This is a genomic window from Bradyrhizobium sp. Kon37, from assembly GCF_055807535.1.
Genome location: NZ_JBVVOY010000050.1, coordinates 1 through 14,078 on the forward strand (window position 1 = coordinate 1; position 14,078 = coordinate 14,078).

Annotated in this window: 9 protein-coding genes and 1 pseudogene; 7 read left to right on the forward strand and 3 right to left on the reverse strand. The window is 58.2% G+C overall.

Annotation, left to right across the window (positions count from 1 at the left end; translation table 11 throughout):
• The 3 genes from nodB to AC0L3J_RS36515 all read right to left on the reverse strand — a co-directional run.
• On the reverse strand, positions 1-623 hold a 623-nt coding region (gene nodB / locus AC0L3J_RS36505; protein ID WP_473350305.1), incomplete at its 3' end, for a chitooligosaccharide deacetylase NodB.
• Positions 620-1,252, reverse strand: coding sequence for a NodA family N-acyltransferase (locus AC0L3J_RS36510; RefSeq protein ID WP_231189085.1), 633 nt, complete (start codon positions 1,250-1,252; stop codon positions 620-622). The genes AC0L3J_RS36510 and nodB, both read right to left, overlap by 4 nt.
• Entirely contained in the window at positions 1,249-1,641 is a 393-nt protein-coding gene (locus tag AC0L3J_RS36515) for a response regulator transcription factor (RefSeq protein ID WP_473350306.1), read from the reverse strand. The genes AC0L3J_RS36510 and AC0L3J_RS36515 overlap by 4 nt, the downstream gene beginning before the upstream one ends.
• A gap of 465 nt (positions 1,642-2,106) precedes the next feature.
• On the opposite strand from AC0L3J_RS36515, the gene AC0L3J_RS36520 reads away from it, so the two are divergent.
• From AC0L3J_RS36520 to AC0L3J_RS36550, 7 genes and pseudogenes are all read left to right on the forward strand, one after another.
• Entirely contained in the window at positions 2,107-3,051 is a 945-nt protein-coding gene (locus AC0L3J_RS36520) for a LysR family transcriptional regulator (RefSeq protein WP_007605762.1), read from the forward strand.
• Positions 3,052-5,679: 2,628 nt separating this feature from the next.
• On the forward strand, positions 5,680-6,399 hold the full coding sequence (locus AC0L3J_RS36525; RefSeq protein WP_473295507.1) for a MerR family transcriptional regulator: 720 nt from the start codon (positions 5,680-5,682) through the stop codon (positions 6,397-6,399).
• Between the two features lie 645 nt (positions 6,400-7,044).
• Positions 7,045-8,157 carry a branched-chain amino acid ABC transporter substrate-binding protein gene (locus AC0L3J_RS36530; RefSeq protein WP_085348242.1) on the forward strand — a complete coding sequence of 371 codons (1,113 nt, stop codon included), beginning with the start codon at positions 7,045-7,047 and terminating at the stop codon, positions 8,155-8,157.
• Between the two features lie 652 nt (positions 8,158-8,809).
• Positions 8,810-9,907: a histidinol-phosphate transaminase gene (gene hisC / locus AC0L3J_RS36535; RefSeq protein ID WP_473350307.1), complete on the forward strand. Its 1,098-nt coding sequence runs from the start codon at positions 8,810-8,812 to the stop codon at positions 9,905-9,907.
• Between the two features lie 217 nt (positions 9,908-10,124).
• Positions 10,125-11,159 (forward strand): LLM class flavin-dependent oxidoreductase, encoded by a 1,035-nt coding sequence (locus tag AC0L3J_RS36540; protein ID WP_473350308.1) that lies wholly within the window; start codon positions 10,125-10,127, stop codon positions 11,157-11,159.
• Between the two features lie 1,236 nt (positions 11,160-12,395).
• On the forward strand, positions 12,396-12,740 hold the full coding sequence (locus AC0L3J_RS36545) for a hypothetical protein (protein ID WP_473350310.1): 345 nt from the start codon (positions 12,396-12,398) through the stop codon (positions 12,738-12,740).
• Positions 12,741-13,794: 1,054 nt separating this feature from the next.
• Positions 13,795-14,078: pseudogene (locus AC0L3J_RS36550) on the forward strand (chitooligosaccharide deacetylase NodB); the annotation flags it as partial.

Consider the following 14,078-nt stretch of genomic DNA (forward strand, 5'->3'; position numbering starts at 1 on the left):
CGGTCATGCAGTGCTGGAATGAGTTGGGCGAGCGCCGTCACGGTCTGGTCGCGCTGACCAGAATGAGGGCAGCGTCCCAACTCGTCGGGAGGGCAGCCGTCGTGCAGGAGCACGATTGCGCCCGGCTGGACCGAGGCCAGCACCGCGGCAACAATGGCCTCGACGCCGGGACGCGACCAGTCTCGCGGGTCGACTGACCAGTGCAGGGCTGCCAGTTCGGCCTTCGCCGACACGGCGAAGGCCTCCTTGCTCCAGATCCCGTACGGCGCACGCATGTGCCGCACAGAGGCCCCGGGGCAGGCCATTCCAATGACCTTATTCGTCGTGAGGATCTCGTATTCCACCTCATCCGCTATGCATTTGGCCAAGTCCGGGTGCGTCATTGTGTGGTTTGCGACCTCGTGCCCTTCTGCAATGATGCGCTGGATCAGCTGCGGCTGGGCCGCCGCGTATGCACCGATCACGCAGAAGGTGGCGGGCGTACGATGCTGCGCCAGAACATCCAGGATAGCCGGCGTGCAAAGCGGGTTGGGACCATCATCAAAGCTCAGATAGACGCAAGGCTCTCCGCCGGCCTCGGCGTAGTCGCTCCGCGCTTCAGTCGCGTCGTTTGTGGACCTCACAGTTCTGGCCCGTTCCGTTCGATCGTGTCACCCGCCGGCCATTCGCTCATGGGTCTCGCAATCGGCAGAACGAGGCCGACCACGTCTTCCACACGCGTCGGAGGCACAGTGAGGTAGATGTCCGGACGAGCGGACCGGACGCGAAGCCCTGGCAGAATAGTCGCCAATCCCTGTCGCCCGAGCAGCCTGGTAATATGTTTCTGCAGGGCAGCTCGGACCGTGCCAAAGCCGAACGGCACGCCAAGATCTCGCAATACGGGATACATCACTCGGATCGAGTGGGTTATTCCAAGCCCCTCCAGATCCGGGCGAACCCCGTACAATCCGAGTTCAGCCACGAGCAGATCGGTCTGGCCAATTTTTATGAAGCGGCGTAGTGCCGCGATGTGAATCGCAACGCCACGATCATCGTAGCCGATTGCCCGAATTTCAGGCCTTGCGCCGGCCCAGCTTCGATGACCTTCAAAAGGCTTTGCATTGAATTCCCCGGTCGGACCATAGGTCTTCCGGAAGAAGTCGGATAATTCAATATGATCAGCAAGTTCAAGGTCATTCTCCCAGCACAACCTCCAACGGACTGGAGGGCGCGCCGAAACACCTCGTGTGGATTCGGGCACGATCATGTTCATAGGGCGTCATTCCTGTTCGCTATCTGGCTCCTGACGCAGGCCAGCAGTTCGCTACCTTCGAAAGGCTCGTTCATGAACTGGAGTCCAGGGCCTCGCCTCACATCGTGTTCGGAATGGCCTGTGAGCAGAACGGTGGGAATCGCGCCTCCGGATGCAACCAGATGATCGAAGAGCTCGAGGCCACTCATCGCGCTCGAGTGCATGTCCGCGATCAAGCACGACGTGATCGAACGGCGGTCTGATTTCGAGAACCCCTCTGCGCTCTCGAATGGTTCCGGCACGTAACCTGCGGAAAACACCATATCCGTCAGATCTTCACGCACTGACTGATCTGCATTCACAATCGCGACCACGTCGCGCGTGTGCGCAACTTTTATCAGATTCGCCAAGGACGCCTTCGCTTGCATGTTCCGCACGATTTCACCGTCGCAAGGACGCAATCCAATCGGATGCGACCAAGGCACATTTGGCACCCGCAACCGGAGGGGTGCGACCGGACAGCAATCTACGGCCTGGTTGAGGGTTCGCTCAATTCTACGGCGGTACACGGTGGATATAGAATGGGTTGGCGAAGCCATACGATGGTTTGCTCGTCGTATACGCCCACGCAATTTTGCGGATTCCGATCGTGCTAGCTCACGGCGATATGGCTTGCGCAACACGCGCGAAACTGCGACCGCTCGATCGAGACGTCTTGATTGATACCTAGCGCTGGGCTGAGACGCGCAACGGTTTGTAACCATTCTGATGGATCTGACATCTCGCTAAACTATCGTTTGCTATCCTCATTCGGTACAAATGGTAAAATCGATTATATCGATAGAACACATTCACAGCGTGGATCGCTCCGGATTATGCGTTTCAAGGGCCTTGATCTGAATCTCCTCGTCGCGTTCGACGCCCTGGTGACGCAAGGCAATCTCACTACGGCGGCAAGAAGCATCAATCTCAGTCAACCTGCCATGAGTGCCGCCGTCGCGCGGCTTCGCACTTACTTTCGCGATGAGCTATTCACCATGAAAGGACGGAAGCTTGTCCCAACGCCGCGGGCTGAAGCGCTCGCAGCCCCGATTCGCGAGGCTCTCGCTCACATTCAGCACTCCATTATTTCTCCAGACGGCTTCGATCCGTCTCAATCGAATCGGCGATTTAGGATCATCCTGTCCGACTTCATGACCGTCGTGTTTCTTCGAGGGGTCGTGGACCGCGTCGCGCGGGAAGCACCAACAATCAGTTTCGAGTTGCTGCCGCCCGCAGAGGAACCTGATGAGCTTCTCCGGCGCGGTGAAGTCGATTTTCTCATGTATCCGCAGATGTTCATGTCGAGCGCGCATCCGAAGGCGGCTCTGTTCGAGGACACTTTCGTCTGCGTGGGCTGCCCCATGAACAAGCAGCTCGCTTCGCGTCTCACGTTCGAGAAATACATCTCGATCGGGCACGTGGAAGCCCAGTTCGGGCGCTCCCTGAGGCCCTCCTTCCACGAATGGCTCTTGCTCGAGCATGGTTTCAAGATACGCACCGAGGTCGCGGTGCAGGGGTTTGGCATGATTCCGCCTATGTTATTGGGCACCAACCGTATAGCGAGCATGCCCTCAAGATTGGTCAGCCATTTCGCACAGACGATGCCGCTGCGGGTTGTCGAACCTCCCCTGCGACTTCTCACATTCACAGAGGCCGTCCAATGGCCCGCCATTCATAATACTGATCCTGCAAGCATGTGGTTGCGCAACATATTCTTGCAGCAGGCATCCACGATGGTCTCTCCGTCCGAGATCAGCCAATGTCACGGCCCGTCCTAGGACTGTTCGGGCCGGTTGCGGCCTGCTCCCGCTAACCGGACTTACGCCAGGGCCCGAAGCCCCCGGTCCTCTGATTGACGTTTGGCATAGTGAAAAAACGCGCGCTTCAGCGTAGTTTGGTCGGGTCGCAGCCGATTGACTCGCGGTGCCGTGACGATCCTGCGCATCACACAGCTCGCTTGGCTGCTAAGGACTTTCCGCTGATTCGGACGGGACCGTATCACAGGTGCATGCGCCAGCTTCAGAGTACGCAAAAATTATATGGCCTGTCCGGCGAACAATGTTCGGCCTCAGCACTAAATTCGCTTGAATCGCACGCCGCGTCAGGTTCAAGGCCAGCACCTGCGATCGAAGTTGCAGGCTTCACCTGGTAGCGAACCCGCATCGCTGTTTGCCTGAACTGGTGGATCTCATTGCCTTCAACAGCGATGGAGTTAGTTCCGAAGCGCGCCACTAGATACAAATGGCTGATGACCGGCAGAGGCGCTTCCTGCTCGTTCGGGTCGAATCAACATGAAAGCTGAACGCAAACGCCGCCCACGATCGCGCACCCCAAAGCCAACCGCCAGCTCGCGCAAACCCGGATGGGCGGGCAAGACTGCGTGTCTTTGCACAATGTCACAATGGAAATTCGGAACACTTCCTCTCTCGACGGCGCTTATCTTCCTCTCGATGCGCGCGATGCCGCGTGATCGAGTGCAACTGCAAGCTTGCAGACCGCAGGACCAACCCGGATCAAGTGACATCAGCTGGCGGCACTTTTCCGGCTGCGCGCGTGTTGCGGTGAGGAGTGTTCATGATGAGAGGACCGCAACTGTGCCAAGGTGCGCCCGCGTAAGCGCTCGCCGCTCGCATTCGCCAAGCCTGCTCCTCCTCCAGCTTTCGATCATTTCGGCGGACATGTTCACCCGAGCCAAATCGGATCATCGGCGCGGGGTCCTTCTTTCCGATGTCGCAACAATCGTGTTTTTCGAAAGATCGCGGCGTGACTCACACCGCGCCACCGCCGTCCATCTCGAGCTGCTGCCTCGCACCGCTAACCCCGAAGGGCTCCTTTGCTGCGGCAAGATGATTTGCCTATCTTACCCGAAGCATCTATGTCCAGCGCGCTTGCCAAAGCGATACTGTTAGAGGCTGGAATTGAGTGAGCGAGCGGCCGGACGAGCAAGCCAATACCGCGATAGCTCGCCGTCGAGCCTTATGTTCGATGGGATCCTTACGGCGAATCCGCCAGACACTGCCCCCCCCGATCTGGGGAGTCGCTTTGACTTGAGCACGGTCTTAAGACGCGCATTAAACTCCTCCACCAAGCTACAGCATCTCTGCTTTGCTATTGCGGACCCGTATAGCGAGGCTACCAAAGGCTTGCCAAGTGATTCTGCAAAGGCTGTGTCGCTAGGAATCCTTGCACTTCGGGTGGATTACATCTGCCGAGGGCCGTCTGATGTACTGCGCTCCGCGACACCGAGCCGGCGCAAGCCTAAACACGCAAGTTATTGCTGTATTAGTTATGCCAAGGCTTTCCCCGGGCGTGAGCGCGCGGCACCTGGGGCGGCCGTAGACGCGTTTTGAGTGCCGCCACATGCGACGGATATGGCACGATTGTTCGAGACCCGGTCCTTAAATTGGGAGCAACGTTTTGCCAGGCGCTTCAGATGCGCCTGCGTTGAGATGATGTCTTCAGGACTGGTCTTGAGCTCCGCCTCCCCTCATTCTCCCGACGTTTACGGCGGCGGACCTGCGTCGTTGAAGAGCAGCCATCATCTTCCGGCACTCAAAACCTGGGAGCAATCGCGCGAGCGACGCCTTCGAGCCCACATTGCCAACACAAGAGGGCTAGCCGACGGTCGAAAAAGCTGTTAGGCGCCGAGCCGGCCGCCGCGCCGCGCACGTGATCGCGCGACTGATCTACGATAATCAACCCAATCAACCGCACCGCGCGCCTAGGTAATTGACGTCACAGCAAGGATTGCGACTGAAAAGAGCCATCTGGTCAGATCAGTGCTGTGTCGGGGCTTCCCGTTTCGGAGGCCGTGTCTCAGCGGGTTGCCACGCACATGCTTTCACTTCTCCTGATGATCAGGCCGCAAATAGCCACCGCTGCGGCAGGATCGAGGAGACATTGTACAGTTTCGGTTAGTGCGCTCTTGGGCAAAAGGGAAGCAAACGCCGTGTTGCACAACGGCACCAGGTTGACGCACCCGTCACATTCTTTCGCACACGTCGCCGCTCCGTCTCCTTTTTGCCCCACCACAGCCAAACGGCTTCGTCACGTGCGGCGCGAGTGCAATCATCAAGGGAGCTTTGTGTTGGATAAGCCGAGCGGAGTCTACGATCCGGATGATCTCGCGAGCTTGGGGAGGCTGTTCGATCAAGCAATCGCGTCTTTGCCGGCATGCATGCGAACCAGCGAGAATCGCGTGGCGATCGCCAGACTTGTGATGCAACGCGCAGCGAGGGATGAATTGGCGCCGCTCGCGCACTTGATGCTTGCACTTGACTCGGCCGCTTGAGCAACGGCATGCGCTCGGTCCTTCTGGGGCCCGCAGCAAGAGACGCATCATCTAGATCATTGAAATAACTTGATTCTCACGTGACGTCAGGTTGTAGGCTTGCAAATTGAGGATCATGACAAACGCGATACCACGACGGCGCCGATGGCGCATTGGAGAACTTGCAGAGGCGACCGGTGTAACCGTACGCACTCTGCATCATTACGAACATACCGGGTTATTGACGGTGTCGGAACGTACCTGTGGCGGTCACCGCATGTACGATCGGGAAAGCCTACAACGCGTCTCCCAGATTCGCGCTCTACGTGAGCTCGGCTTCTCGCTTCCTGAGATCCGCAAGGCGATCGAGGGGCGGACATCTCTCACGGACCTGCTGCGAAACCATCTGGAGCGGATTGAGCTTCAAGTCGCGCGCGCGACATTATTACGGGATCGATTGCGCACTATGACGACGCAAGGTGAGACAGAAGTCAGTGTCGACGAGCTGCCGGCGACGCTAGATGCCATGTCGCGGATTGAGGAGCGTACTCCCTCTGCCATCTGCACGTGCGCCTCTAACGCTAGCCGCGAAGATCGGTGGCGAAAGATTCGGGACGAGCTGCGAAGCTGCATGGACCAGGGTGAGCCTCCGTGCTGCGAGCGGGCAAATGCAATCGCGCGTCAGGCCCGTTCGCTGCTGACTGAGATCGCAGGAGTTGATTCGACCGTCTCGATGATACTTAAGGTGCTGACGCGATTGACCGAACCACACAATCTCGCCGGCTGGGATGCGAGCCTCATGCGATACCTCGATCTCGCCCTCGCCGCGCTGGAGGACCAGCTGGGAAAGAATTGAGCGCACCCGTTGCGCGCCCTCCCACTGGAATGTCGCCAAACCCAATGAGCTCATGGTGATCCTTGTCTGAGCCAGGATCGTTTGGTCCCTAGCAGTTCGCCTCCAAAGCTGCGTTGTCCCACTATTTGGTGTTTCGCTCTGCGGATCTTGGCAATCAACCTCGACGAGCACGCTTCAAAGTACTTGATTCGTACGTAGCGTCACATTGTACCTTCTAAGAGCATCGACGCAGCGGCGAGGCGACGGACAGCGCGTCGGCTAAATTAAGGGAGACTCCAATGACCGGCATCAGTCTCGGACGTTCTCGGTGAGAGTTCTCCACGAGAACACGTCGCTCGAGGATCGTCCCGCGCCGTCCAAGCGTCTCCTCGGCACACGTCTGTCGAGCACGGAAGATTGGCGCGAGTACCGGGTATCGGCGGGATGTTCGATATTGGTGCTGTCAGCCTTAGACCGCTTCTCCTGACTAGTTTCGGAACGTCCATTCGTCCGTGTCCGCCCGATGCTTATGCCCAACCTGGCAACAACCTGAGCCCATTCGTACCCACCTGAGTTCGACTCAAACATCATTGCGCCGGACTGTTGGTCGCCGCCATCCAGGAGGCGAAGTAGACCAAGTCGTGCGCGAGACATCGGGAGCCCTACATGTCGGTCCTTCGCGTTCACAGGCTTGCAGCTGCTGCGCTCGTTTCTTTGGCCCTGAGCTCGAGCGCCAGGTCAAAAGATGTTTACATTGCTATAGCCGGCCCAATGACGGGAAGCACTGCGGCGCTCGGCGCGCAGATACGCGATGGAGCGGCCGCAGCTGTGGATTCGATAAATGCATCGGGTCTGCTGCCTGACACAAGGCTCATATTGAGGATCGCGGACGATGCATGCGATCCCAAGCAGGCCGTCGCTGTTGCCAATCGCCTGACAAGTGACGGGATCAAGCTCGTCGTTGGTCACTTCTGTTCATCTTCGTCGATTCCGGCTTCAGACATATACGCCGAAGCCGAGGTAATTCAGATTTCGCCTGGGTCGACTAATTCCCGTCTGACAGAGCGTGGCCTAAACACCCTGTTTCGGATTTGCGGTCGCGATGACCAGCAAGGCAGGGTTGCCGCCGAATACATCGTGCGGCATCACCGAGACGCAAAGCTCGCAGTCCTCGACGACAAGAGCACAGCAGGCAGGGGTATCGCCGATATCGTTGAATCGCGCCTTCGTGCAGCCGGCGAGCATCCCGTTCGACAAAGCTATGTTGCAGGCGAGAAGGATTATACCGCTCTCGTTTCGCGACTGAAGCGAGAGGGAATCCAGCTCGTCTATATCGGCGGCTATTACAACGAGATCGGCCTGATCGTGCGTCAAGCCGCGGAGGCGGGCGCACGTCTGACCGTGATCGCCAACGATCCTCTGATGACAACCGACTTTTGGGCCATTGCCGGCGAGGCCGCGAACGGCACGCTCTTTACCTTTATGCCGGACCCGACGAAGAATGCTGCAGGCGCAGCTGCTGTCGCCAAGCTCAAGGGTTCGGGCCTAACCGCCGCAGGTTACACGCTCTACGCTTATGCCGCGGTTCAAGCATGGGCCGACTCCGTCAAACGGGCCGGCACCTTCGATGCTATGCGGGTCGCTGCGGCCCTCCGCTCCGAGTCAATCGACACGGCTATTGGCACTGTTAGATTCGACTCCAAGGGAGACAATGCCGCTCCTGGTTTCATCGTTTACCGCTGGCGCGACAATACCGTCGAAGCGGTCGAGCAGAACTGACCGCCCGTGCCAACACCGTACGGAGCGTTCGAATGATGAACCATCCTCGATATATCGATTACGCGCTGCTCACGTGCCTCGCAATCGCGGCAGTCGCAGCATTTCTCACCCTCGCAGCAATGCTATCACAGCTATCGTGCGCGCTCGCAGGGCCGCCCGAAGAGTACGTTCCCATTCGTCTGGTGCCACTGCAGTGAGCATCACATCCACATTCGTAAGGCCGACGAAGACCGGTGTCTTCTTCCAGCCAGTGAAATTGATGCCCGCCTCGCTCTCGGGAGTGAGCTGTCAGGACCTCTTTAGAACGAACGTATGTCGTGAAACGATTTCAGTCACGCGCAGTCCGTCTGCGGATTGCGCGAGTTCGAGCCAATCGTTAGCTGCGCTGTTCGGTCCAGGGACGTGGCCTTCCATCCCTTTCCTGGAAGCAGGTATTGGCTCGGAAAACGCCGTGCGACGCCCGATCCGTGCTGATCACCTTCGGACCTTGAGACGGAGTCTGATCCCGTACGGCCCTTAGAGCCAAGTCCGCCTCCCAACACTCACATTCACGCGGGCCTCGCGCTTCTCGGGTCCGAACAAAGCGCACGCACCCACGTAGGCTCGCCGAACGCCCTCAACTACTCTCGTCGACAAAAAGGGAGACACCACTTTGGATGCAAAGTTGCAGACTATACTTTCCGCGCTCTCGCCGGTGGCTCGGGAATTAAATGCTCTACCGTCCGGGCGGCCCACCACCGACAACAATTGCGTGAAACTAAACACGAACGAGAACCCCTTTCCTTTGCCAGGCGTCGTGATGCGAAGCGCAATTGCAGCTCTCGAGCTGCAATACCGCTATCCAGAAGACGACAATGTCAGCTTGAGGCAAGCGGCCGCAGCTGCCTATGGCATTGCAACTGATCGCGTGATGGCTGGCAATGGATCGTCTGAACTGCTCAGCCTCATTTACAGAGCCTTTCTTGCCCCGGGCGACGACGTTGCAATGATGTCGCCGGGTTTTTCATTCAATCGCAAGCTTGCCATGTTGCAAGGGGCCCGCTTCATTGAAATTCCCTGGTCTGAACCGGACTGCTTGCCGATGGACGAGCTGCTTTTCGGTGCGGCGAAACAGGCCAAGTTCATTCTGCTGGCCAATCCGAACAATCCGACCGGAACCTTTGTTCCGCTCGCTGAGATCGAACGCCTCGTTACGCGATCTGACCGATTGATCGTACTGGACGAAGCTTACGTCGATTTCGCACCTGAGGACGGCCTACGCCTCGTTGAGCGCCACTCAAATCTGCTGGTCCTGCGCACCTTTTCCAAGAGCTATTCCGCCGCTGGCATTCGCGTCGGCTTCGGTTTCGGCCATCACGAGCTGATCGGGCGGCTTCGCAACATGCAGAACGTTTTCAACATGAATGTTGTCGCTCACGCCGTGGGGATGAGCGTCCTTGCGCATCGCGATGCCTATGAGGAGAACCATCGCCACGTCAGGCTTGAGCGCCAGCGCGTAACGGCCGCCCTCTCTGAATTTGGGTTCTCTGTAACGCCTTCCCACGCGAACTTCATCCTCGCCCGTGTGCCGGTAGGCCAGGGTGGCAGATGGTGGCAGGCGGCGTTGCAAGACCAGAGAGTCCTTGTTGCCTTCTTTCCGGATGCCGGCCTGGAAGAGTGCATTCGGGTTAGCATCGGTACAAAGCGCCAGATGGATGCGTTTCTTGCCGCCGTCGGCAGCATTCTTAGGAAAGTGGGATGTCGTGGCTAATGGTCCCTTCCACTCATGTCACAGATGTCTGTCGTAATCGCTCCGGACCCACACATGATGCAGCTTCGCGAGGCAGCCCCGAGCCAGTTTGTTCTCCAGTCGCCGCATTACGACCGTTGTGAACGGCTTCGCAGTAATACAGCGCATTGCCAGCGAGCGCCTCTTGCACTCCCAAAACCCGGCGGACTCCGGTCCTCTCTATATAGGAGATAGTTGAGTGAGAAACGTGTTTCCCTCAAATCTGACCTGCGGCATCTTTGATCATCTTGACGAGGACGGCCGCGATATTGCACGGCAATACGCGGACCGCCTTACGCTGGCGGAGGCCTACGACCGGCTCGGTTTCTATGCCTATCATCTGGCGGAGCATCATTGCACTCCGCATGGACTGGGTCCGTCGCCGAATTTGTTTCTGTCAAGCGTCATACAACGCACACGGCGACTTCGCGTCGGTCCTTTGGTCATGCTGCTCAACCTCTATCACCCGCTGCGTGCATTCGAGGAGATCTGCATGTTGGATCACCTGAGCGGCGGCAGGGTTGAGGTCGGCCTTGGTCGCGGCTCTCTGCCGATCGAATTGAGCTATTTTGGCGTTGGAGCCGATGTCGCCTCGAGCCGTTACGAAGAAGCTTCTCAAATCTTCGTTGGGGCGATGAATGGCGGCCCGCTCACATACGAAGGGCAGCATTTTGCGCTGAGCAACGTCCCTTTGACGCTTTCACCTCACCAGCATCCTTGTCCCCCGACGTGGATTGCAACAAATCGGCCAGATTCAGCCCGCTGGGCTGCGGCAATTGGGGCCAATCTCGCGTGCATGGGCCCCTCTTCTGCCGTTCGTAAGATAACCGATGTCTATCGCGCTCATCAAAACGCCGAGGGTGACGCCAACAGTTCAGCAACATTTCTCGCGTTGCTCCGCATGGTCGTGATTGCCAACTCTGAAGCAGCGGCCCGTTCCCTCGCCGCGCCTGCCTACGAAACATGGCTCAAAAGCTTTAAGTTCCTGTACGAGCTCAATGACATCCCGCCTCCTTCCAACCTGCCCCTGACCTTGGATGCTGCAATTGAGAGTGAACTGTGCGTTGTCGGAACGAGCGCTTCAGTGCGCCAAACTCTTCTCGATCACTTGGAAGAGGCAGGGGCCAACTATCTCCTTTGCCAGCTCGCCTTCGGATCTCTACCACTGGATGCCTGCCTCAACACGGCCACTGCGATTCACTCCGAGCTAATAGCGGCAGAGCGCGGGCTATGACCCACAGCGGTTCCGATAAGTTCGCGGTTGAACCGATAATAAATGGCCGTAGCGACGCCGATGAGCACCGCTGCCGAATGTCTCGATCAGCCGCGGCTATCGTTCAAATGGCTTTTACACCCAAGCGACCCTTTCGGCTGCATCAGCAAACAGAAAGCTTAACGGCAATATATCGCCTATCTCTCATTTTGCATGCGTTGAGAATGCTCGAGCATTGGTTTGCCTGGATACGTGAGTTGGTTCACGCCGATCCCGCTTTGGCGCGCCGGCTCGTCGATCGCATTCCAGACGAATCCAAGGTGTGGGTTATCGCCAGAGCGGGCCTGTCGTGACACGGTCGCGGCAGCGCTCCGACCGTACGGAGGAGATCGCGCGCAAGCTCGAGGTCGTGCTGGCGGAGTTGGCCGCACTGCGCATTCTGCTGGCTGCCCACGGCATTAGCACACCTCCACCTCTCCATAACGACTACCTGACAGTTCAGCGGTTCGCAGCGACGAATCACATAAGCCCGGAAGCCGTTCTCTCTCGGATCCGCCGCGGCAAGCTGCGTGCGGAGAAACGCGGGGGCCGATGGTGGGTGAAATGCACGGTTTGCACAGCATAGCCGTGCAGTGACGAGGACAGTAAGACAGACGAAGTGACTCAATCCGAGATACGGACTCCGGCAGATGAAAATGATCTTCGCATATAACCTGCTATCACTGCTGGGCTCGACCGGGCAATCGATGGAGAACCAATAGATTGATCGAGGTCGACGTGGAGCACGACCAACACACGCGATCGCCGACTCGGGAGGGTCGATCTCGATGCACCCACGCAATCACGAAACGTGTCGGCGCTCCGAGCAACGGGATATCGGATGACCAGCTTTGCGTGAGCGGGATCACTCAGCCGTTTCGGTCGTCAACAGAGCGATCGCAGTGCACAAGCGGAAGAGCACGGATGCTTTGGCAGTAGATGTCCACCTCCAATGCCTATTGCAGCGTATGGCAAAACGAAGACGGCGCACGTCCTCCATGTCGGCTTTTGACGCCATCTCACGCACCCTATGTTACGGTCTTGGACCACAGGGATAAGTGCCCTTTGAAGGTCCGTCTCACGCCGGCGGGGCATAGCAGCGCAAATGTAATCCCAGTCATTCGCCTGTCCAGGATCACCTCGCACGCCGGTGTCAATCGGGGAGGTGTCGGATTTGGCGGATGGCCGCCACAGTCTGGCTGGAGAAGGAGATCGCCTATGATGTCACCAAGACTGATGTCAGTCCTGGGGTCGATGGTAGCAGTCGAGCGTATGTTTTGGAAACTCCGAGAATTGATCGATGGCGATAGCTCAATTTTACCTGACGTTCGAGAGACGCTTCATGTGATTTTAGACGCGAAGCTTCTTTCCGCAAAAGATAAGATTATGAGCGACGCGCGCGCTGCGATCGACGCAACTCCTGATTTGCCGCAGGCAGTCCGCGAGCGGGCATACAGCTCGCTCGATTCTGCAATGAAAATGTTCATGGCCAGCGAACCCCGCCGCACCCAGGATCTCCTTAGCGAGATCGGCATGTTGAGCGCTCATCGCAAGATGCATTGATGAATGCCCCGGTCCGTCGATCCCTTGCCGCGACATTTGGCGGTGCACGGTTGATGTTAGGCGAGGCGATCCGATCGAGCTGCTGAGCAGCCATCAGCCTGATGGAATGGAGCGACAGCACCACGCTAGTTGATCAATCTAGTGCCCCCCTGGCGGCCGGCAGGGCTTGGGTGGAGACCTGCCGAAATGCTGCAAGCTCGGATTTATCTCGTGCATCACGAACGACGCTTCTCTGGCCAGGCTCAACGGCCCGCTGCATCGAACAAGTGCGAGTCCCCTTCAGCTCTGCAACTTAAGCATCGAAAGGACCGGCCACTCGTCGTCATCGCCACTGGCAATCGCCCGACTTTGCTCGTGTGAAGCTCGCTTGAGGTGATCCAGCTCAAGCACCATGATTCGCGTTTCCCGAGATGGGTTCGATGCTCGGCCAGGACCTTGCACCGAAAGGACGGTCGCATGCGGAGCCACTCTATCGCGTTAGCCTGATCAAGTGGATCAAGAGCATCGGCTTGCCCACCGAGCGTTGATCCCTCTTGGCCCATCCGCAGCATGGATACCTCACATCAAAAGAATAGATTTTAACATTAATCTACAAATCCCCATAGCTAGCCGCCTGCAATCGCAAGGACGATTGAGGACAAGGCGCGCGATGACGTAGTCGCTATTCTCAATGCAATTGACGGATGACGTGCAAGCGTCAGCACATGTTCACCTCTTGCGCCCAGATCGAGGCCCCTCTTGGTTTGGCTATGCTGACTGGGGCGCAGCGTGAGGTATCGTATTGCGTCAGCGAGCCACCGGCGCGCGGGATACATCGATCTGGACGAACATCAATAATGAAGCAGCGTGCGCAGCTTGCGCTCAGAGCTCCGGCCAAGCAAGAGCGGCGCAGCAAACGCCAGTAACGACAAGGACGAAATGCGCCGTTGGATGCAGCTCTCTGTCAGCTGAGATTCCGGATGGCTGCGCTTTACGCGCATCGGTCAGGCGTCGCGCCGCTCGAGCGCTTGGCGAGAACAGGGAACTGGAGAGTGTTTTCGATGCGGGCTCCAGGCCGCGGCACATGCGTGCGCCGTACGGGATCTGGAGCAAGGAGGCCTTCGCCGTGTCGGCGAAGGCCCAACTGGCAGCCCTGCACTGGTCAGTCGACCCGCAAGACTGGTCTCCTCCCGGCGTCGAGGCAATCGTTGCCGTGGTGCTGGCCTCTGTCCGGCCGGGCGCAATCGTGCTCCTGCACGACAGATGCCCTCCCGACGAGTTGGGACGCTGCCCTCATGCTGGTCGGCGCGACCAGACCGTGACGGCGCTCGCCCAACTCATTCCAGCACTGCATGACCT